This window comes from uncultured Anaerobiospirillum sp., from assembly GCF_902485895.1.
Taxonomy (GTDB): domain Bacteria; phylum Pseudomonadota; class Gammaproteobacteria; order Enterobacterales; family Succinivibrionaceae; genus Anaerobiospirillum; species Anaerobiospirillum succiniciproducens.
This window is the reverse complement of the sequence record NZ_CABTML010000027.1, coordinates 61,815-83,237: the sequence shown is the minus strand read 5'-3', so window position 1 is coordinate 83,237 and position 21,423 is coordinate 61,815. Positions and strand designations below refer to the sequence as shown.

At 44.8% G+C, this 21,423-nt stretch carries 14 protein-coding genes and 1 tRNA gene; 9 read left to right on the top strand and 6 right to left on the bottom strand.

Annotation, left to right across the window (positions count from 1 at the left end; all coding sequences use genetic code 11):
• Nucleotides 1-298: 298 nt before the first annotated feature.
• The 3 genes from serS to purF are packed head-to-tail and all read left to right on the top strand — an operon-like array spanning nt 299 to nt 3,640.
• Nucleotides 299-1,600: a serine--tRNA ligase gene (gene serS, locus RDO37_RS02440; protein ID WP_027938959.1), complete on the top strand. Its 1,302-nt coding sequence runs from the start codon at nt 299-301 to the stop codon at nt 1,598-1,600.
• Entirely contained in the window at nt 1,600-2,121 is a 522-nt protein-coding gene (locus RDO37_RS02435; protein ID WP_308497987.1) for a CvpA family protein, read from the top strand. Before serS ends, RDO37_RS02435 begins: the two co-directional genes overlap by 1 nt.
• A gap of 1 nt (nt 2,122) precedes the next feature.
• The gene (purF, locus tag RDO37_RS02430; protein ID WP_308497986.1) at nt 2,123-3,640 is read left to right on the top strand and encodes an amidophosphoribosyltransferase; all 1,518 of its coding nucleotides are present in this window, start codon (nt 2,123-2,125) and stop codon (nt 3,638-3,640) included.
• A 256-nt stretch (nt 3,641-3,896) separates the two neighbouring features.
• Here purF and RDO37_RS02425 read toward each other — a convergent pair whose 3' ends face one another.
• Entirely contained in the window at nt 3,897-4,526 is a 630-nt protein-coding gene (locus RDO37_RS02425; RefSeq protein WP_027938961.1) for a hypothetical protein, read from the bottom strand.
• 835 nt (nt 4,527-5,361) lie between these two features.
• Nucleotides 5,362-5,439 (bottom strand) — tRNA-Val (locus RDO37_RS02420).
• A 603-nt stretch (nt 5,440-6,042) separates the two neighbouring features.
• Here RDO37_RS02420 and thrS point away from each other — a divergent pair.
• The 4 genes from thrS (at nt 6,043) to rplT (ending at nt 9,397) form a co-directional block, all read left to right on the top strand.
• Nucleotides 6,043-7,992 carry a threonine--tRNA ligase gene (thrS, locus tag RDO37_RS02415; protein ID WP_027938962.1) on the top strand — a complete coding sequence of 650 codons (1,950 nt, stop codon included), beginning with the start codon at nt 6,043-6,045 and terminating at the stop codon, nt 7,990-7,992.
• Between the two features lie 150 nt (nt 7,993-8,142).
• On the top strand, nt 8,143-8,685 hold the full coding sequence (gene infC / locus RDO37_RS02410; RefSeq protein WP_084281588.1) for a translation initiation factor IF-3: 543 nt from the start codon (nt 8,143-8,145) through the stop codon (nt 8,683-8,685).
• A gap of 121 nt (nt 8,686-8,806) precedes the next feature.
• Nucleotides 8,807-9,019: a 50S ribosomal protein L35 gene (gene rpmI, locus RDO37_RS02405; protein WP_027938964.1), complete on the top strand. Its 213-nt coding sequence runs from the start codon at nt 8,807-8,809 to the stop codon at nt 9,017-9,019.
• A gap of 18 nt (nt 9,020-9,037) precedes the next feature.
• Nucleotides 9,038-9,397 carry a 50S ribosomal protein L20 gene (gene rplT, locus RDO37_RS02400; protein WP_027938965.1) on the top strand — a complete coding sequence of 120 codons (360 nt, stop codon included), beginning with the start codon at nt 9,038-9,040 and terminating at the stop codon, nt 9,395-9,397.
• Nucleotides 9,398-9,927: 530 nt separating this feature from the next.
• Here the strand turns inward: rplT and RDO37_RS02395 are convergent.
• A complete protein-coding gene (locus RDO37_RS02395) occupies nt 9,928-11,244 on the bottom strand; it encodes a citrate synthase (RefSeq protein ID WP_084281589.1) in 1,317 nt (438 codons plus the stop codon).
• Between the two features lie 854 nt (nt 11,245-12,098).
• Here RDO37_RS02395 and purU point away from each other — a divergent pair.
• Nucleotides 12,099-12,944 carry a formyltetrahydrofolate deformylase gene (purU, locus tag RDO37_RS02390; protein WP_027938967.1) on the top strand — a complete coding sequence of 282 codons (846 nt, stop codon included), beginning with the start codon at nt 12,099-12,101 and terminating at the stop codon, nt 12,942-12,944.
• A gap of 292 nt (nt 12,945-13,236) precedes the next feature.
• Here the strand turns inward: purU and RDO37_RS02385 are convergent, their stop codons facing one another.
• Together RDO37_RS02385 and pdxH are read right to left on the bottom strand one after the other, a co-directional pair.
• A complete protein-coding gene (locus RDO37_RS02385; RefSeq protein ID WP_308497985.1) occupies nt 13,237-14,184 on the bottom strand; it encodes a DUF2726 domain-containing protein in 948 nt (315 codons plus the stop codon).
• A 208-nt stretch (nt 14,185-14,392) separates the two neighbouring features.
• Nucleotides 14,393-15,034, bottom strand: coding sequence for a pyridoxamine 5'-phosphate oxidase (gene pdxH / locus RDO37_RS02380; protein ID WP_308497984.1), 642 nt, complete (start codon nt 15,032-15,034; stop codon nt 14,393-14,395).
• 1,073 nt (nt 15,035-16,107) lie between these two features.
• On the opposite strand from pdxH, the gene RDO37_RS02375 reads away from it, so the two are divergent.
• Entirely contained in the window at nt 16,108-17,334 is a 1,227-nt protein-coding gene (locus tag RDO37_RS02375; RefSeq protein WP_273326511.1) for an acetate kinase, read from the top strand.
• Between the two features lie 577 nt (nt 17,335-17,911).
• Here the strand turns inward: RDO37_RS02375 and RDO37_RS02370 are convergent.
• Nucleotides 17,912-21,241: an efflux RND transporter permease subunit gene (locus RDO37_RS02370; protein ID WP_308497983.1), complete on the bottom strand. Its 3,330-nt coding sequence runs from the start codon at nt 21,239-21,241 to the stop codon at nt 17,912-17,914.
• Nucleotides 21,242-21,423: the final 182 nt, after the last annotated feature.

Here is a 21,423-nt window from a genome sequence, read left to right as displayed (position 1 = left end):
TCGGGCGGGCTTTAGAGTCTAATTCGTGATAAAATTCTAAGATTTTATACGACAGGATGATCATCGCTATACATTTGAGCAGTATATGCACATATACATGCTTAATTTGTATGGGTCTATTGCCTAACTTTCTATGTAAAGTTAGACCTTCTTTAGGCATCTAAAGTGAGCCTGTGCAAAAGTTCGTCAAGGATGCAAGTTAGCTTGTAGCTAGTTGCAATGCGAGTTTTTGCACAGGAGCACTTAAGATGGCTTCTTGTCTCAACCTAGAGTTTTGAATTTATTCAGCGAGCTTGTCATGCTTGATTCTAAATATATCCGCAACGATTTAGCCAAGACCAAAGAGATCCTGGCTACTCGTAATTTCAACCTTGATGTTGATAAGTTAAGTGCTCTTGAGGAGCAGCGTAAAGACCTGATGGTTCGTACTCAAGATCTGCAGGCAAAGCGCAACTCATTATCCAAGTCCATCGGTCAGGCAATCCGCGAGGGCAAGGACGTAAGTGCTATCAAGGCTGAAGTTAGTGCTATTGGTGATGAGCTTGATACCACCAAGAAGCAGCAGGATGCAGTTTTAGCTGAGATCGAGTCTATCGCTCTTACTATTCCTAACCTCCCTCACGAGTCTGTTCCTGTAGGTGCAGATGAGGAGGCCAACGTTGAAGTTCGTCGTTGGGGCACTCCACGTACCTTTGATTTTGAAATCAAGGATCACGTTGCTTTAGGTGAGGGCTTAGGCCAGCTCGACTTTGAAAACGCACGTAAGATTTCTGGTGCTCGTTTTGCTCTCATGAAGGGCCCAATCTGTGCCCTGCACCGTGCTTTAGTGCAGCTGATGATTGATCTGCACTGCAACAAGCAAGGCTACACTGAGGTTTATGTTCCATACTTAGTGAACATGGACTCTTTATATGGCACCGGCCAGATGCCAAAGTTTGGTGAGGACTTATTCTTAACCAAGTTATCTGGCAATGCTGATGGCGATGATGTAAATCGTCAGTTTGCTCTGATTCCAACTGCTGAAGTTCCACTTACTAACATGGTTCGTGGCGAAATCATCCCAGAAGATGAGCTTCCAATTAAGGTAACCGCTCACACCCCTTGCTTCCGTTCTGAGGCCGGTTCAGCTGGTCGTGATACTCGTGGTCTTATCCGTATGCACCAGTTCGACAAGGTTGAGATGGTTCAGATCGTTCGCCCAGAGGACTCTTATGAGGCCTTAGAGCAGCTGACCAATGACGCTGAGTCTGTACTGCAGGCTTTAGAGCTGCCTTATCGTGTCATCACCTTATCTACTGGTGACATGGGCTTCTCTGCTGCTATGACCCACGATCTTGAGGTTTGGTTACCAGCTCAGAACACCTATCGTGAGATTTCTTCTTGCTCTAACTGCACAGACTTCCAGGCTCGCCGTATGCAAGCCCGTCTGCGCCGTAAGGACGGCAAGATTGAGCTTGTACACACTCTTAATGGTTCTGGTCTTGCTGTTGGCCGTACTTTGGTTGCAGTTATGGAAAACTATCAGAATGCTGATGGCTCTATCACTGTGCCTAAGGCTCTGCGTCCATACCTGAATGGTCTCGAGGTTATTTCTAAGTAATGCTCACAATAGCCGATTGGCTAATCCTCGGTGTTGTACTGATTTCAGGCGGCCTCTCATTATTGAGAGGCTTTGTTAAAGAGGCAATTTCACTAGTTGCTTGGGTGAGTACCTTTATCGTGTCCAGCCGCTTCTATGAGGCGCTGGCACCTAAGCTTGAATTTATATCAGCCGACGATGTAGTCAGAAAATCAGTAGCCGCAGTGGTTCTGTTTATCGCCACCTTAATTGTGGTAGGTCTGTGCGGAGCCATTTTGCGTTCGATCATTGAAAAGGTCGGACTATCTGGAACCGATCGTCTTTTAGGCATGGTGTTTGGTATATTACGTGGCATTTTAGTTGTCTGCGTAATCTTGGCACTGATGCAGATCGGCTTCAAACTCCATATCTTAAGCTTTGTTGCTGATTCACCTTTCTACAGAGATTCTTTATTTATCCCTGAGCTGCAGAGAATCGTTAACTGGTTCTTTGCTAACGGACCGACTGCCTCTAACGGCATCGACTTCAATTTAGGAGCCTAATATGTGCGGAGTAGTGGGCATTGTCTCCAACTCACCAGTTAACCTGACAATCTATGATGCCTTAACCGTTTTACAGCACCGTGGTCAGGATGCAGCTGGCATTATTACTCTTGATGAGGGTAACTTTAGACAGCGTAAGGCTAATGGCTTAGTTAGTGATGTCTTCGAGCAGAAGCACATGAGACGCCTCAAGGGTAACACCGGTATTGGTCACGTTCGTTATCCAACTGCAGGCTGTTCATCAGCTGCAGAAGCTCAGCCTTTCTACGTTAACTCACCATTCGGTATCGCTTTAGCTCACAACGGTAATTTAACAAACAGCCGTGAGTTAAAGGAAAAGTGCAATGGCATCTTCCGTCATGTAAATACTACCTCTGACTCCGAGATGTTATTAAACATCTTTGCTTGGCACTTACAGAAGATTACCGACTGCCAGAGACTGCCAACTCCTGAAGACATCTTCAATGCTATTCGTGGCGTTGATAAGGAGATTTCAGGCGGTTACGCTGTGATTTCTTTAATCATCGGTGTAGGCGTAGTTGCTTTCCGTGATCCATTTGGTATTCGTCCATTAGTCTTAGGTCAGCGCAAAGGCGAGGATGGCTTTACTGAGTACATGGTTGCATCTGAGTCTTGCGCTCTTACTGTATGTGGCTTTGAATTAGTACGCGACATTGCTCCAGGTGAGGCTGTTGTAATCGAAGAGAACGGCACCTTACACAGCAGCATGTGTGCAGACAATGCTAAGCTGCAGCCTTGTATTTTCGAGTACGTATACTTTGCACGTCCAGATTCAGTTATGAACGGTGTTTCAGTATATGCAGCTCGTGTCAGCATGGGTACTTTCCTTGCTGAGAAGATCAAGCGTGAGTTTAGCCACCTCGATATCGACGTTGTTATCCCAATTCCAGAGACTTCATGCGATATCGCTGTGCAGATTGCTCGTATCTTAGGTCTGCCATACCGTCAGGGCTTTGTGAAGAACCGCTATATCGGCCGTACTTTCATTATGCCTGGTCAGAAGCAGCGTAAGAAGTCAGTACGCAATAAGCTCAACCCAATTCCAGCAGAGTTTAAGGGTAAGCGTGTACTGCTTGTTGACGACTCTATCGTGCGCGGTACTACCTCAGGTCAGATCGTTGATATGGCCAAGGAAGCAGGTGCTGAGAAGGTTTACTTCGCTTCAGCTGCTCCAGAGGTGCGTTATGCCAACGTTTATGGCATCGACATGCCTACCAAGAAAGAGCTGATTGCTCATGAGCGTACCAATGAAGAAATCGCTCAGATGATTCATGCTGATGCCCTCATTTACCAAGACTTAAAGGATCTTGAGGCTGCTGTACGTCAAGAGAATCCAGCACTTACCGTATTTGAAGAGTCTGTATTCACTGGTGAGTACATCACACCTGGTGTTGATGAAGAGTATTTTGAGTACCTTGATCGCCAGCGTTCAGATGACGCTAAGGCAGATAAGGCTTGGAAAGACTCCTCTGAAGATCTTGAGATCTACAACATCTAAGCTTTTAACAAGAGCTATGCATGACTTTCATCATGCATAAAGAAAAAAAGGCCACCCCAGAGCAATCTAGGTTGGCCTTTTTTCTTTGGCTCATTTCAAGAGCCAATTTACGTGTTGAGCTTCATTTCATGAGGCCAACAAAAAAGCCGCAACCAATATGGAAGCGGCCTTTTGCGCTAATGAATATTAGCACTGAGCATAGGGCTTAGATAAACCTAACCGATAGGTTTAGGTTAACCAAACCGATAGGTTTAGATTAACCCTTCTGGATACGATTGATCTGCTCGTTTAATAAGGTGATCTGCAGCTCGTTCATCTTGCTAAGCTCATCACGGATAGCGTTCTGATCCTCTGGAGCAGCCTCAGCTAAACGTGCCTTTGCATCTTCGATGTCCAGCTTGATCTGAGCTAAGCACTCGTCGATCTGAGCATCAGATAACATGTCTGGGGTAGCAACCTCAGTACCCTGAGAGGCAGCAGCGGTTGGGCTTAAGAGCATGTTAGCGAGGAGAACACCAGCACCAGCACCGGCTAATGAGGAGATGAATGAACCACCCATACCCATGCCGCCAGTTGGGGCAGCCTGTGGGGCATTAGGAGTGTTCTGCTGGCCTGGACGCTGAGCGGTAGCTGCGTTGTTCTGAGCTGGTGCCTTGGTGTCAGCTACTGGACGCTTTTGTGCAGTACGAGTTGAGCTTACACTTCTCTTAGGAGCGCTTGAACGTGAAAAAGAACGGCTACCACCGCGACGTGCGTCGAACTGAACGGTAGCTGCGTCCTTAACAAAGCCTGAAACTAAGTCGGTAATTGGGTTTGCCTGTACACCTTGTGAAGTAAGGGCAAAAACAGCAGTTACAGCAGAGGCAATAAGAGTCTTCTTGAACATTCGTTAACCTAAAAAGTAATCTGGACTAACTAGACGATGGTGTGAGCATATCACAAGTGAATTAGTGAAGAATTAGGACTAATTTTATGTGTCAGTATGCCCTGAACTAAGCCATGAAAAGCATTGCTGTAGTAGCAGCTACGGCTAATATGATCAAAGCAACAAACACAAAAGCGAAAAACTTAAGCATCTCAATCCTATTAGATAAGTTAGAGCCATAGAACTATGTCTAAATTTAGCTCCGTAATTCTGTAGTGTTGCATAAGCACAGCACACATATATATGTGCACTTGCTAGATGCTAATAAGATTAGTAAATCCTTAACATTATAAAGAGAGTTGCACTAAGTCTAGATGCATCGTTAGTCCAAAATAACAGATTAAAACTGCATAAACTTAGTAAGCATGGATGCTAAGGCTGCCTTGTGCTTCATCACACACACCTTGTCTTAATAGATGAGTATCTAGAATCACAAGCCATGATGCAAGATTTTGCGCTCAAACTTGCTGACACGATCAAAAAGACTCGATTAACATGCACAAACTAAAAGTAATGCAACGCCATACAGAGCCTAAGGATAGGAAATAGTGGATATGAAATAGGGCGATAGGAAATATGAAGATAGGATTTTTGGACACAAAAAAAACGGCACAGGCCCGCATCGAGGAATTTTGGGCACAAAAAAAACCGGCTGAAGCCGGCATCGAGGAATTTTGGGCACAAAAAAAAACCGGCTGAAGCCGGCATCGAGGAATTTTGGGCACAAAAAAACCGGCTGAAGCCGGCATCGAGGAATTTTGGGCACAAAAAAACCGGCTGAAGCCGGCTGCGTGGATGGTGCGCCTTAGTGGACTCGAACCACCGACCCCCACCATGTCAAGGTGATGCTCTAACCAAGCTGAGCTAAAGGCGCATGTTTTAGAACCTAAGTTCAATCAACAGGAGTGCATTATATAGATGAGCATGGTGAGGTGCAAGAGTTTTTTTAAACTTTTTGCAATTGGATGTTAAGGATACGTATGTCAATTGCTTTTCATTTGCTTTACTTTGGCTTGCCGTTGCTGTTTAAAGCGCATAAATCGCTCTATTGTTCTTACCTTATTGATGGCAATCTATGATGGTTTTAGAGCATTGATAAAGGCAGTAAGCTATTCGATTGAGCATTGTTAAAGGTTGCTCTGTCATGCAGTAGAGCGGGTATAAACGTGCGATCTGATGGCTTTCTAGCGTAGCTTATTTTATGGTCTTACTGTTAGTGGTGTCCTTGAGCATAGTGGATCGTTGTGGGTATTTGCATCCGTTTTTGAAATACGGTGATCTTATTGATTGTAAAACAGGAAAAAATCCACTTTGGTTAAGCGCAAAGGTCAATTGAGGCGTATACTGTACAGTCTGATAGTTCGCACGGGATGGCGCTAACGAGTTAGTTTGCGCATGGTTGCGTTCGATCGTTAATGTTTTTGTTTTTCTATTGAGGACCGTAAGGTGCATCGTTAGCACCGTCAGGTTGTTTAATATGCCAAAAATTACTCTTCCAAATGGCGCAGTCAAAGAGTTTGATAGCGCAGTCTCAATTGCTGACATTGCTGCCAGCATCGGCCCAGGTTTAGCTCGTAGCTGTGTTGCTGGTCGTATCGATGGCGTTTTACACGACGCTTGCGACTTAGTAACCGAAGATGCAAAAGTAGAGATTGTTACTCCAAAGGACAAGGATGGTCTTGAGATCATTCGTCACTCTTGCGCTCACTTATTAGGTCACGCCATCAAGCAGCTGTGGCCTGACACCAAGATGGCTATCGGCCCTGTAGTTGATAACGGCTTCTACTACGACGTAGATATCGACCGTAAGTTAACTACTGAGGATATGGAAGCTTTAGATGCACGTATGCACGAGCTTGCCAAGACTGACTACAAGGTCATCAAGGAAGTAGTTGATTGGCAACGCGCCCACGATGTTTTTGATGAGCGTTCCGAGCCTTACAAGAAGCTCATCTTAGAAGAGAACATCGAAAAGAGCGATCACCCAGCTTTATATCACCATGAAGAATACACCGACATGTGCCGTGGCCCTCACGTACCACACATGTCTTTCTGCCAGCACTTTAAGCTCACTCACTTTGCAGGTGCTTACTGGCGTGGTGATTCTAAGAACAAGATGCTCCAGCGTATCTACGGTACTGCTTGGGCTAGCAAGGAAGAACTTGCTGATTACATTAAGAAGCGTGAAGAGGCAGCTAAGCGCGATCACCGCGTATTAGGTAAGAAGCTTGATCTGTTCCACTTCCAACAGGAAGCTCCAGGCTTAGTATTCTGGCACAACGATGGTTGGACCATTTACCGCCTGATTGAGAACTACATGCGTACTCTCCTCCACAAGTACGGCTATATTGAGGTTAACACTCCTCAGATTATGGATCGTGTACTGTGGGAGCGTTCTGGTCACTGGGATAAGTATCAGGAGAACATGTTTACCACCTCTTCTGAGAACCGTGACTACGCTATTAAGCCAATGAACTGCCCAGGCGCAATTCAGATTTTCAATAGCCGTACTCGTTCTTATCGTGATCTGCCAATTCGTATGGCTGAGTTTGGTAAGGATCACCGTAATGAACCTTCAGGCTCTCTGCACGGTCTTCTGCGTGTACGTGGTTTCGAGCAGGATGACGCTCACGTATTTATTACTGAGGATCAAATTCTTCAGGAAGTTACTGAGTGCATTAAGTTCGTTTACGAAGTTTATGATAACTTCGGCTTCCACAAGGTTGACGTTAAGCTCTCTACCCGTCCTGAGAAGCGTATTGGCTCTGATGAGATTTGGGATAAGTCTGAAAAGGACTTAGCTGATGCATTAGTAGCAAACGGTCTTGAGTTTGAACTGCAGCCAGGTGAAGGTGCTTTCTACGGCCCTAAGATCGAGTTCACCTTACACGACTCTTTAGGTCGTGCATGGCAGTGCGGTACCATTCAGCTCGACTTCTCGCTGCCACAGCGTTTAGATGCCCACTACGTAGGTGAGGATAACAAGGATCACGTTCCTGTTATGATTCACCGTGCAATGTTAGGTTCTTTAGAGCGCTTCATCGGTATTCTTACCGAAGAATTTGCTGGTGCATTCCCTGTATGGCTCTCTCCTGTTCAGGCAGTGGTTATGAACATCACTTCTAATCAGGTTGAGTACGTTAAGGAAGTTACTCGCAAGCTTGATGAGGCTGGCATCCGTGTACGTTCAGACTTACGTAACGACAAGGTTGGCTTCAAGATTCGCGAGCATACCTTAATGCATACCCCTTACATGCTTGTCTGTGGTGACAGAGAGGCAGAGAACGGTCAAGTAGCTGTTCGTACAAGAAAGGGTGTTGATTTAGGTGCAATGTCGATTGATGATTTGATCGCAATGATTAAATCTGATATCATGTCGCGCAAACTTTTTTCCAAGGCCGATGAAAAGCCTGAGGAAAAGAAGTAGCAAATAGCTGCATCAAGTCGCGTAAACATGGCTTTGATGTAACAAAAGAGCACTGAAAGTAAATATCATTTTATGCTCTTTTGTTATGTGTCAGGCTCAACACATGTATGCAGCCTGATCAGTGATCTTTTTGGATAGTAGGAGTCTGCTATAAATAGCGCAAGAAAGACCGGTAGGCCACAGCCTAAGAACCGGGTAAATGGTGATATCAGATGCCGTGAAGTGCGTCTGCTTGGTCAGGATAACGAAGCAATTGGCGTTATGCCTACCGTAGAAGCTCTACGTTTAGCTCGTGAAGCTAATGTGGATCTTGTAGAAATCAGTCCTAATGCTGATCCGCCAGTTTGTCGCTTGATTGAGTATGGCAAGTACCTCTACGAAAAGAGCAAGGATCAGAAAAAGAAGAAGCAAAAGGTAGTTCAGATTAAGGAAATCAAATTCCGTCCTGCTACCGATGAAGGCGACTATCAGGTTAAACTACGCAACCTGGTCCGCTTCTTAGAAGAGGGCAACAAGGCTAAGGTGACCTTACGCTTCCGTGGACGCGAAATGGCTCACCAACACTTAGGTATTGAAGTCCTCAAGCGCGTAGAGCACGATCTATGCGAACAAATGGGTTTAGCTACAGTTGAAAGCGCCTCACGTGTTGAGGGTCGTCAGGCAACTATGGTTTTAGCCCCTAAAAAGAAATAAGGATTTTAAGGGACTACAAGCCTCACGTTCAGTTCCCTAAAGCAGCCACTGACTAGTTTAGTGGCAGCTACTGACATGAGCTCCTTACTATCTTCATCATAACAATGCGGAGTTATAAATAATGGCTGGAAAAGTCAAGGTCAAGATGAAGACCGACCGTGGCGTTGCAAAGCGCTTCAAGAAGACCGGCAGCGGTCACTTCAAGTGCCGTCACCAGAACTTACGTCACATCCTCACCAAGAAGAGCCGTAAGCGTAAGCGTTCATTACGTGCTATGAACATCGTTCATAATTCAAATGTACGCGCAATTATGCGTCAGTTACCTTACGCCTAATCTTTGGAGGATATCTAAATGGCAAGAGTTAAGCGCGGTGTTACCGCACGTGCCCGTCACAAGAAGGTTTTAAAGGCAGCTAAGGGTTACTACGGTGCACGTTCCCGTACCTACCGTGTTGCCGTCCAGGCCGTTACCAAGGCTGGTCAGTACGCATACCGCGATCGTCGTCAGAAGAAGCGTCAGTTCCGCGCTCTGTGGATCGTTCGTATCAATGCTGCTGCTCGTCAGTACGGCTTAAGCTACAGCAAGTTCATGAACGGTTTAAAGAAGGCCAACATCGAGATCGACCGTAAGGTTCTCTCCGAGCTCGCTATCAACGAGAAGGCCGCATTCGAGACCATCGCTAACCAGGCTCGTGCTGCTTTAGGTCTGTAATCAGATTTAAAACAGCCGCTTAGGTTGCAAAGAGGGGCCATAGCTTACGCTATGTCCCCTTTTTTATGCCCAAAATCTACAGCAGTTCACGCTGCAGCTGCAGCACACTCCCCTCAATCGGACAAAAGGCCAGCAACTTACCCACGTCCTTTTTAACCCCCTCATCAACTCATCCTCAATCAGTCATATCTTTTAAGCAGCCACTAGAGCTTTGCAATCTCATGCACCTATAAGCCTACATCTACTAAGGTTAATAATGTCTGCGCAGTGCATGCTGCTTCTAGAGCAAGAGCAAGAGCAAGAGCAAGAGCAAGAGCAAGAGCAATAGCTATGTTTATAGAGGCCCATATCGCATCGCAAGCCATAGAGGTAGTAGCTTGTTTTAGGTGCGGCGACTTATATGGTTCTTGAAGGGTGTATTCAAAATGCAAAAGCCCACGACTATGCGTGGGCTTTGATTAAACTAGTTGCACTGAAAGCTAGTTCAAGATGTTTTGCTAGATTAGGTAGCAAGTGGTTTGAGCTTGAGTTTAGCGCTCGTCCATGGCGATAACATGGCGCTCTGGAGCACCGATGTAAATCTGACGAGGACGACCGATACGGCTCTCTTCCATGTTCTGCATTTCGTTCCAGTGAGAAATCCAACCAATGGTACGTGACAGAGCAAAGATAACGGTAAACATAGAAACAGGAATACCGATAGCCTTGAGGATGATGCCTGAGTAGAAGTCAACGTTAGGGTAGAGGTTACGCTTAACGAAGTATTCATCACTCAGAGCAATCTGCTCAAGCTCTGTTGCAACCTTTAACAGTGGGTCATCAACAATCTTCAGCTCTTGTAAAACCTCATGGCAGGTCTCACGCATTACTAATGCACGTGGATCATAAGTCTTATAGACGCGGTGACCAAAGCCAGAGAGTCTGAATGGATCGTTCTTATCCTTAGCACGCTTAATGAACTCAGGAATACGCTCTACAGTACCGATCTGCTCAAGCATACGCAGACAGGCCTCGTTAGCACCACCGTGCGCTGGACCCCATAAGGAGGCAATACCTGCAGCGATACAGGCATAAGGGTTAGCACCAGATGAACCTGCTAAACGTACAGAAGAGGTAGAGGCGTTCTGCTCGTGATCGGCGTGCAGAGTAAAGATACGATCAAGTGCTCTTTCGATTACAGGGTTTATCTCGTACTTCTCACATGGAGTTGCAAACATCATGTGCAGGAAGTTACCAGCGTAACTTAAGTCGTTACGTGGGTAGATGAATGGGTGACCGATAGAGTACTTGTATGCCATGGCAGCTAAGGTTGGGATCTTAGCAATCAGGCGAATTGCGGTAGCTTCACGGTGCTCAGGATCGTAAATGTCGAGGTTACCATGATAGAAGGCAGACAGAGCGCCAGCGATACCACATAACACAGCCATTGGGTGAGAGTCACGACGGAAAGCCTTGAACAGGGAAGAAATCTGCTCATGGATTAAGGTATGGTGCTGAACTTTGTACTTCCAATCGTCGTATTCACGCTTGCTTGGCATCTCACCTTTGTACAGTAAGTGACAAACCTGAAGGAAGTCAGCCTTTCTAGCTAAGTCAGCAATTGGGTAACCACGATAGAGCAGTACACCTTTCTTACCGTCAATGAAAGTAATTCTGGAACTGCAAGCAGCAGTGGAGACAAAACCAGGGTCGTAAGTGAAGTAACCTTGCTTACCTAATTCGCGGATATCAATGCATTCGGGTCCTTCAGTGCCTCGTAACATAGGCAGCTGAATAGGATCATGTCCTGGGATATTTAAGATTGCTACTTTATCTAGGACGGTAATGTCTTGCATGACGTCGCTCATAGAATGCTCCTTTGCAAATAATTGCAGATTGACCAAAAAGAATATAACCGTTGATCAAACAAATGTGCTGTTTTTACTCAAAATGAACGTTTGTAGTGCAAGTGCTATATTCATCGCATTCTATGGTGCAATGGTGGGGCAAAAGTGCCCAAAAGTGCCGTAAACTTAGGTTTTATTTTGGTGCAGATATCGCTCCATAGCTCAAATATTTGTGTAAATTTGCCGACAAACTGATCCAAAAATGTGCATAATTAGCCTATGCAAACTAGCTTGTCACTACGTGTTTTGGTGATCTTTTGTCTTTTTTAGCTCCCTGTATTGTCATTAAAGGATGTATGAGGATGCTAATCAAAAGATAGAGCACACTCGACATTCAAGCTTATTGATTACTATACAGAGCTGAAAATATGCGATTTATCTACGTATGACCTAATGAAATGGATCACGATTGAGCAGCATATAGAAAATTTCCATCATGTATAAAAGCAGGCTCTGCTTTCTGGTAATATCAAAAGCTTAACATCAGATCTGATAGCTAAGTGGTGTCATTTTAGAGCCTGATCTTGCTATGAGCAGATAGCTCTTTTATCTACTTGCTGCCTATTAAGATCTAATTTGCATGTGCTTTTTCGCTTGGCTCTGTGGTAACAGCTAGGCGATTAAATAAGTACATTAATTCATGCTCACTCCTAGACATACGAACAGATAATCCTAATTAGTTGTAGCGCACACTTATATCCAATGGATCATTAAGTGTTCATTTTGTACATTAGGAATACTGTTAGGAGATGAGAATTGGGGATATGAACGATCCAGCGCTGGATTCCTGCAAGTCAGGTTCCGCAGGTATAGAAATGCAACAGAAGATTTTATTAACTGAGTGTACAGACGAAACTGGTTTGATTGCTAAGGTGTCAGCTACCTGTTTCGAGTTTGGCCTGAACATCATTCGTCAAGATGAGTTTGCCAGTGAAGACAATCGCTTCTTCATGCGTACTGTGCTTGAGGGTGACTTTAGCAAGAATCACGAGAGCAAGTTCTTACGTTGTGTTAGTGCAAAGCTGCCAGATGATGCTGTAGTTCGTTTAAAGGACAAGGGTACGCTCCCACGTATCGCTGTATTAGTTACTAAGGAAGCACACTGCCTTGGTGATCTGCTCATTAAAAGCTACTCAGGTTCTCTGCATGCTGAGATCGTGATGGTAGCTGGTAACTACCCAGACTTAGGTGACTTAGTTGCCAAGTTCAATATCCCTTATCACGTAGTTTCCCATGACGGTATTTCACGTGATGAGCAAGAAGAGCGCATGATGAAAGTTATTGATGAGTACGATGTTGACTACATCATCCTTGCTAAGTACATGCGTATCCTTTCACCTAAGATGGTTGCTCACTATCCTTTAGGTAAGCTCATCAACATTCACCACTCATTCTTACCTGCATTCATTGGTGCAAAACCTTACAAACAGGCCTACGATCGTGGCGTTAAGATCATCGGTGCTACCGCTCACTTTGTAACTGACAATCTCGATGAAGGCCCAATCATTCAGCAGGATGTTATTAAGGTTAACCACCGCTATAGTGCTGAGGACATGGCTAAGGCTGGTCGTGACGTTGAGCGTATCGTACTCGTACGTGCCTTAAATAAGGTTTTTGATAACAAGGTATTCATCCACGGCAATAAGACCATTGTGTTCTAATCGCTAATGATCTTTTGCTAAGTTTTACACCTTGTAAACACAACAAAGCCCCACTAACAGCAATGTTTGTGGGGCTTTGTCATTCTACAGATAGCGATCTTATCCTTGTGCCATGATCTTGTGAGAGCCTTTAATGGCTGTTCTAAACAGTCCCATGATCTTGCCTACACCATCGATGGCTGTTCTATATAGTGCCATGATCGAGCCTACACCATCGATGGCTGCTCTCGATAGTGCCGTGATCTTGCTAGGCACCATAGATGATTGTATTTAGCTTGGTGGCGTGATCTTGTTAGATGCCCTTAAGATTAGGTTTTTGATTGATGGCAGTGATGTGGAAAATAGGAAGCTCTGCTGCAGCACAGACCTTATCTAAACGGCGATCGCGGGCTTTGCGATCTGAGCGAAAATGGGTGGGATCATCAAGCTCAATGACGCATGCGATGCGATCGGTGCCTTTTTCAATGAGCATAAAGTCAAAGCTCATATTGTGGCACTTTTGCGCAAAGGTACGGCGATCTTGGAGCGAGAGACTTGAAACATCAGGGTTAACGCCAAGAGCCGAGCCTACACTTACTTGGCAGTAAATCTCATAGCGGTCACCAAACCACAAACGCAGCTTTTCAAGGTACTGATGCTCAAAATCAGTAACTAAGAAAGATTTCTTTTTTACCGCGCCTGCCTTAAGCATGACAGTAAAGATTTTATCGAGCTCATCGACGTCTTTTTCTTTGAGATTACTGGCAGGTCCTGCCTTACGTAGCTCTTTGTAGTAGTCAGTGACCTTGCCATGTTTAAACTTTGTTATGCACTCATCTTGAGAGCTTAAAAAGTCTAATTTTGAGCCAAGATTATTGCCGTTATCGCTACGGCTCTTATCCTCATAGCCATTGATACTACGCTTACGCATCTTAGAGGCAGATGCATTTTTATTACTCTTAAAAAAGCCAAAACGTCCTTGCTTAGAGCTTGATCGCTCTTTGCTGCTATAAGCCTTCTTATTGTTTTTAGAAAAGGAAGAAAACCTTGTCTTAGCTTTAGAAGTGTAACGGGATGTTTTTGAGGTGCTCTTTGCAGTAGTAGTCTTGCTACGCTTAGACGAGGTAAATAGTCCACGCGCTATACGTTTAAAGATCTCCGGTACTACTATAAGTAGCATAAGTACACCAACAGCTAAAGCTGCATATAAGACTAATATATGCAGTGGCTGTGACTTTAGATAATCGAAGATCTCATTCATGAAAGCGTATCTCAAACCTAATACAAGGCAGCCTGTGCTGCCTTAGGACGTATATGCTATCAGAATACTTTCTAATTGAATTGCTTGCTACTAGCGAAATTGCCTAGGATTCTGAAGATAATTCTTCTTTTAGGTTGTTTGTACGCTTGATAGCGTCTTAAGCTACAAGATAGATTGCTCAAGACGTGTAATCAATGATTTCTTGCCACTAAGGAGCAAGACGATGGGTAGTCCAAGTACCGTCTTCTTGCAGATCATAGATAAAGCGATCGTGGAGTCGGTTTTCACGGCCTTGCCAAAACTCTACTTGATGGAAAAAGACACGGTAGCCGCCCCAAAAAGATGGTAGAGGCACTTCACCGTTTTTAAATTTCTCTTTCATCTGAGCAAACTTGCTCTCAAGAATAGAACGAGCAGAGATGCGTGAGGACTGATGCGAGGCCCAGGCACCTAATTGGCTATCACGTGGACGTGAATGGAAGTACTTTAAGACCTCAGGTAAGCTTAGCTTTTGTGCAGTGCCGACAAACATTACTTGTCTTTCAAGGTAGTACCATGGAAAGAGCATGCAGATCTTATTGTTCTGCTCGAGATGTTGAGCTTTACGAGAGCCTAAGTTAGTAAAGAACACTAAAGATTTTTCATCATAGTTCTTTAAAAGAACCATGCGGGAGTACGGTTGGCCAGTTGGATCGACGGTACTTACCACCACGCCGTTAGGATCGTAGAGCTTGGCATCAAGCATATCTTTAAGCCAGCGTTCAAATAATGGAATAGGTGTTTCAGTCAGATCCTTCTCATCTAATCCATTCATAGTATAGCTACGACGTAGAGGGCCAACATCAATCATCACTAACTCCTTGCTAATAGCGAGAAAAATCGTGTCCACAAACAAGCAGATGCATAAGCAGATACACATGCAGAAACACAAGCGGATCTCATGAGCACACAACTCACACCTTGCCGGAGTGATAAGTTTAGCGCTATTTGACCTCAAAGGCTTAGCTAATTGCGCTGCTGCCTATCCTTAATGCAAGTTTGCGCTTTGCAAGTGCAGACATGGCTCTTAATCAGCGCGTATTGCTAGCAGTCTACGACCTTGTGGCGTACATAACTTAATGCTTGATTTGGTCAAATGTTATCAGCTTGCATCATCAAAACTTATACATAGCTATTTACTTGGCTGCATTGTGGGCGCAAATACGATAAATAAAGGCTTTTGTACTTAGGTTGTCATTGTCATGCTGTGTTAATGGCAAAAGATGTAAGTGGTCAGTTGTGCTGATGGCGGGCGGGATATTTGTCGGATTATTTGAGCTCTTGTAAGCCGTGGTGTATATCTTATTAATAAGCAAAACTTATGATTGTATTGTATAAAAATGGCATTTAATTTGACCGATGGCGTAGATACCGTATTTGCAAGATAAAGTTTGTGATAAAAATTTTTTGTGATTTAATATAGTGACTTATTAAATAGGGTTTAAGATAGATCATCTCATCAAAAAGTAGCGATCTGACTAGTAATAGTGCGGATATATCACTTTCTTGGCACAAGCAATGTGTTTTTCATTTGCCTGAATTGTGACAAGTGCATGATTTTAGCAAGGGAGTGCTATAAAACACCGATGCTATAATGAACGAATTAGCACCGCTTTTAAATCGTTGTTTAAGCCACTTTTCTGGTCTTCAATGATGAGCCTTAGGCTTTAATTAAGAGCGTTTAATTACCAAGCTTATGATCTTTTGCTCAAAGCTTTGGTATGAGCTTTCAGAATTCAGTCTCAATCTAGCGCTTTAATATGGTGCAAGATTAAAGACACCAAATTTATGAGTGGTTCTCTTATGAGAGCCATGATCTTTTTAAGTACAGCTATGCCACGCATCGTGACAAGTTTGGGTTTTGTTTAGTCATCTGGGTCTTTTATGTCTAACTGCGTTTCAAAGAGTGTATTAGTAATCAACTGCGGTAGCTCCTCAGTTAAGTTTGCCATTATGAATCCTGAGGATGGTCAGGTTTACTTAAGCGGTATTGCTGAGGCAATGAACCTGCCTGAGGCTTTCATCTCATGGCGTTTTGGTGATAGCGACAAGCAGAAGGCTGAGATCTCAGGTTACAACCACGAGCAGGCTTTATCCTACTTAGTTGACAACATCTTAAGCACCGATAAGCAGCTCCTCGAGTCTATCGTTGCTTGCGGCCACCGTATCGTTCACGGCGGCGAGTACTACAGCGCACCAACCTTAATTGATGACGAAGTTTTAAAGAACATCGAGAAGGTTATTCCTTTTGCTCCACTGCACAACCCAGCTCACATCCTGGGCATTAACGCAGCTCGTGCTTCTTTCCCTAACATTCCTCACGTTGCTGTATTCGACACCGCTTTCCACCAGACCATGCCTCCAGTAGCATACCGTTTTGCTATCCCAGAGGAGTACTACACCAAGGGTGGTATCCGTCGTTACGGCGCTCACGGTACCTCTCACATGTACTTAGCTCAGGAAGCTGCTCGTTTACTCGGCAAGAAGCCTGAGGATACCAACGTAATTACCTGCCACTTAGGCGGCGGTGCTTCTGTTTGTGCTGTTAAGGGCGGCAAGTGCATGGATACCTCCATGGGCTTAACTCCACTTGATGGCCTCATCATGGGTACTCGTACTGGTGAGATCGATCCTTCAGTTGTATTCTTCTTATGCGATCCAAAGAATGACGGTCTGACTGTAGAAGAAGTTAAGGATATCTTCAACAAGAAGTCTGGCTTATTAGGTCTTTCTGGTATCTCTTCTGACATGCGTCCTATCTGTGAGGGCTACGAGAAGGGTGAAGAGAAGTGCACATTAGCTTTAGAGGCTTTCTCATACCGTTTAGCTAAGTTCATCGCTTCTTACTTTGTTCCAGTTGGTCGCGTTGACGCTATCGTATTCTCTGGCGGTATCGGTGAGAACTGCTGGGAAGCTCGTAAGCTGACCATCGACTACTTAAAGGATTGCTTCGGTATCGAGCTTGATAACGACGTAAACCTCAAGGCTTTAGGTCGTTTAGGCTTTGAAGGTGGCTTAATCTCCACTCCAGAGTCTAAGATCCCAGTTATGATGATCCCAACTAACGAAGAGTTAGTTATCGCTCAGTCAGCTGTTAAGTTCACCAAGTAATAACAGCTACTAGTTACCTCGCCTAGCTGCTTATGCAGCAGGTTAAAAAAAGCAGCCAAGTTAATCGCTTGAGCTGCTTTTTTTATGCCCCAATAAACCACCCATACACGGATAAAGTGCCCATAAGCGGCTAAATAGCTCATAACCCGGATAAAGTGCCCATAAGCGTCTAAAGTGCTCATAATACGGCTAAATAGCCCATAAGCGTCTAAAGATCTCATAACTTTGTTAAAGTGACAAAACAGGGATGACGCGCAGATGCGTTTAACACCAATAGAGCGTTCAACAGCAATAGGCGGTCAAGATCAGCATCCAATTACAGATGGTCAATATGGTTGATGAGCTGTAGCGCGTGCACATGGGGTTGAGCGTGCTAAGCGAATGGTTATAGCCTTGATAGGCGGCTGTTGGCAGAGCGCCTAAGAATGTTGGATAAGTGAGGATGGGATTATTGCAGGGATATGATTGGCAGGAGCAGTTAACAGCTGAACACTCCTGCCAGCAAGTAGAGCGTAAGAGCCGGTGCGCTTAGCTTTTAGCTATCAGCTCTTAGCTCTTCGCTTTTGATGATTAGTTGCTACTTTTCTTTGTCCTGTGAGGACTCGTTAGAGTCAGTAGACGCGGTATTAGCTTGAGGGTCAGACTCATTGTCGCTGGTAGAATCAGCTCTCTTAGCATCATCTCTCTTAGCATCAGCCATCTTAGCGTCGGTAGCCTTGGTATCTTGTGCTGATGTCTTGGTAGCCTCTTCTCTTGCATTAGCCTTAACGCTGTTGACTGGGGCTAGCTTGATGGAGCGTCTAATTGGGTGGAACATCAGTGAGATGACAGCAAAGAATACTGGCACCATGATAAGACCAAGGGTAGTTGCTGCAACGGTACCACCAAATACACCAGTACCAATGGATTGCTGTGAGGCTGAGCCTGCACCATCAGCATTTAAGAGCGGTAGCACGCCTAATAAGAACGCAACTGAGGTCATCACAATAGGACGGAAACGTAATGCTGCAGCTTCTTGAGCAGCACGCAGTAAAGTACGTCCTTGCTGTCTGAACTGATGGGCGTATTCAACAATCAAGATAGCATTCTTAGCCGACAATCCACCCGTCGTGAGCAGACCCACCTGTAGATAGATGTCGTTCTCCATGCCTCTAAAGTACACAAAGAGCAGTGCACCAAAGATACCAATAGGCACAATGAGAATAACTGCCATTGGGATAGACCATGACTCATACAGAGCAGCAAGACACAAGAATACCACTACAGCAGAAATTAAGAAGAGCATGCCTTGGTTTGAGCCGCTAAGCTTTTCTTGATAAGACAAGCCGCTCCAAGCATAACCATAGTTACCAGGGTGCTGTTCAATGATACGCGCGATTTCATCCATAGCCTCACCCGAGCTGACGCCTGGGGCCGGATCGCCTGAGAGTGAAATCGATGAGATACCATTAAAGCGCTCTAATTGCTGTGGACCATAAGTCCATTCGACCTTACCAAAGGTATCGAATGAAACCATCTTGCCCTCAGCGTTCTTAAAGTACAGTTTGTTAAGATCAGATGGCAGAGATCTAAACTGAGCATCAGATTGGACATAGACCTTCTTAACGCGACCACGGTCGATGAAGTCGTTAACGTAGGTACCACCCCAAGCAATTTGTAAGTTCTCATTGATGACCTGAGGATCGAGCAAGAATTGACCAGCTCTCTTATCATCAATGCGAATGTTCAGCTGCAATGCATCAGCCTGAGCATTAGAGCGTACGTTGTACAGACGTGGGTTTTCGCGAGCAATACGAACGATATCAGCGACATCTTTCATAAATTGATCGTGCGATGAACCCATGATGTTTTGTACATAGACGCTAAAGCCCGACGAGCCACCCATACCTGAAATTGAGGCTGGCAGATACATACGCACTTCGGCATCTGCGTAATTATCAAAATACTTCTTGGCGCGGGCGAGAATAGCTTGAGCGCTATTTTCTTGGCCTACACGCTGCTCCCATGGAATCAGACGGATGCTAGCGTTAGCAGTGGCTTGACCTTTAGAGCTACCGCCAGAACCTAACGAGAGCAACATGCCTTGAATATTATTGACCTCATGCTCGAGGAAATAGTTTTCCACATCACGGCCTACCTTAGCTGTTTGGGCCATGGTTGATGAGGATGGCAAGATGATACGAACGGAAATTAAGCCTTGATCTTCTACAGGTAAGAAAGAGCTTGGGATCTTAGCAAAGAGCCAACCAGTAGCACCGCAAATAGCAAAGAAGAACACCATCATAAGCATCTTTTGATGCAAACAGAAAGCGTTGATCTTGACGTAGCCGCGATAGAGCACATTGAAGAACATATCAAACCAAGATAGCGGGCCTGAATGGACACGCTTGTGTGGATTGACCTTCTTAACCACCAAAATCGAGGCACATAAGGATGGGGTAATGATTACCGCAGTCACAATGGACATCAGCATTGAAGCAACAATAGTTACTGAGAACTGACGATAGATGTTGCCTGTAGCGCCTGAGAAGAAAGCCATTGGAGTAAATACAGCAGCGATTACCAAGCCAACGCCAAAGAGCGCTGAGGTAATTTCCTGCATGGACTTAACCGATGCCTCATAAGGGCTTAGACCCTCTGAGTACATAATACGGCTAACGTTCTCTACCACCACAATAGCGTCGTCTACTAACAGACCAATGGCCAAGACCATGGCAAACATGGTGAGCGTATTAATCGAGTAGCCAAAGGCAAATAAGATTACTACAGTAGCAGCGAGCACAATTGGGATAGTCAGCGACACAATTAATGTGGAGCGGATATCTCGTAAGAAGAGCAAGATAACTAAAGACACCAAGATAAGAGCTTCAATTAAGGTTTTACCCACCTCATACAAGGAGGCCTTAACAAAAGGCACGGTGTCATAAGGAATAGCGTACTCAAGATTTTTTGGAAAGAGCGGGCGCAGTCTTTCAAGCTCTTCGCTGACTAATTTAGCTACTTCTACAGCATTGGCACCATCTGCAAGGCTAACTTGCAAAGAGGCCATTGGGCTTTTGTTGTAGTTACCAAAGTAGTTATAAGAGCTACGGCCCATTTCAATACGGGCAATATCTCTAAGGTAGACAGCAGCGCCTTCTGCTGTAACCTTAACCAAGATATTTTCAAAATCACCGATGTCTTTTAACAGCTCTCGAGACTTAACCGTTACGTTAATGGTTTGATCGGCAATGGCAGGAAGCGAGCCTAACTGACCTACAGAGATTTGTTTGTTTTGATTCTTAATCGACTGCACAACCTCAGATGGGTTGAGCTTGTATTGATTGAGTTTGTTTTGGTCAAGCCAGATACGCAGCGCATAGCCTGCGCCAAAGATGGAGGCATCACCAACACCATTAATGCGCGAGATTGGATCCTGAATTGCGGTAACTAAGAAATCTGCAATGTCTTCTTGAGACATGGAGTCGTTTGTAGTGTAAAAGGCAATGGTCTGCAGTACGTCATCAGAGACCTTACGAACTCTTACACCCGAGCGTTGCACAGGATCAGGCAGGCGCGAGAGCACGCCACTTAAACGGTTTTGCACCTGCATTTGTGCAATATCTACATCAATGCCAGTTTCAAATGAAAGTCTAAAGCGAGCATTACCATCAGAGGTGGTAGAGGTAGAAAAGTAGATAAGGCCATCAAGACCCGTCATCTCTTGCTCAATGACTTGAGCTACCGAGTTCTCAACGGTTTGAGCAGATGCGCCAGAGTAGGAGGTGCTTACAGAAATAGTCGGAGGAGCGATTTCAGGAAAGCGAGCAATCTTCATGCGTGGCAGGCATAAGCAGCCTGCAATCACAATCATAATTGCGATCACCCATGCAGCTACTGGTCGGTCAATGAAAAACTTACTGATCATCTGCTGTCTTGTTCCTTGGCAGAAGGATAATCTTAATTACGCTAGTAACAAACTCATCTTTGTAAAAAGTCTACTTGTGCTGTTTAAGCGATGAAGTTCGGCACAATAAGCATCAAAGCTCAAAAGAGTAAGCACCTCATCTGTGATACTGCTTATCCATGCATCTAAATGTGCAGGTTCTC

Bases quoted from the DNA above. Each gene is read 5' to 3' on its own strand.
- serS (WP_027938959.1), top strand. From the start codon at position 299: ATGCTTGATTCTAAATATATCCGCAACGATTTAGCCAAGACCAAAGAG.
- RDO37_RS02435 (WP_308497987.1), top strand. From the start codon at position 1,600: ATGCTCACAATAGCCGATTGGCTAATCCTCGGTGTTGTACTGATTTCA.
- purF (WP_308497986.1), top strand. From the start codon at position 2,123: ATGTGCGGAGTAGTGGGCATTGTCTCCAACTCACCAGTTAACCTGACA.
- RDO37_RS02425 (WP_027938961.1), bottom strand. From the start codon at position 4,526: ATGTTCAAGAAGACTCTTATTGCCTCTGCTGTAACTGCTGTTTTTGCC.
- thrS (WP_027938962.1), top strand. From the start codon at position 6,043: ATGCCAAAAATTACTCTTCCAAATGGCGCAGTCAAAGAGTTTGATAGC.
- rpmI (WP_027938964.1), top strand. From the start codon at position 8,807: ATGGCTGGAAAAGTCAAGGTCAAGATGAAGACCGACCGTGGCGTTGCA.
- rplT (WP_027938965.1), top strand. From the start codon at position 9,038: ATGGCAAGAGTTAAGCGCGGTGTTACCGCACGTGCCCGTCACAAGAAG.
- RDO37_RS02395 (WP_084281589.1), bottom strand. From the start codon at position 11,244: ATGAGCGACGTCATGCAAGACATTACCGTCCTAGATAAAGTAGCAATC.
- purU (WP_027938967.1), top strand. From the start codon at position 12,099: ATGCAACAGAAGATTTTATTAACTGAGTGTACAGACGAAACTGGTTTG.
- RDO37_RS02385 (WP_308497985.1), bottom strand. From the start codon at position 14,184: ATGAATGAGATCTTCGATTATCTAAAGTCACAGCCACTGCATATATTA.
- pdxH (WP_308497984.1), bottom strand. From the start codon at position 15,034: ATGATTGATGTTGGCCCTCTACGTCGTAGCTATACTATGAATGGATTA.
- RDO37_RS02375 (WP_273326511.1), top strand. From the start codon at position 16,108: ATGTCTAACTGCGTTTCAAAGAGTGTATTAGTAATCAACTGCGGTAGC.
- RDO37_RS02370 (WP_308497983.1), bottom strand. From the start codon at position 21,241: ATGATCAGTAAGTTTTTCATTGACCGACCAGTAGCTGCATGGGTGATC.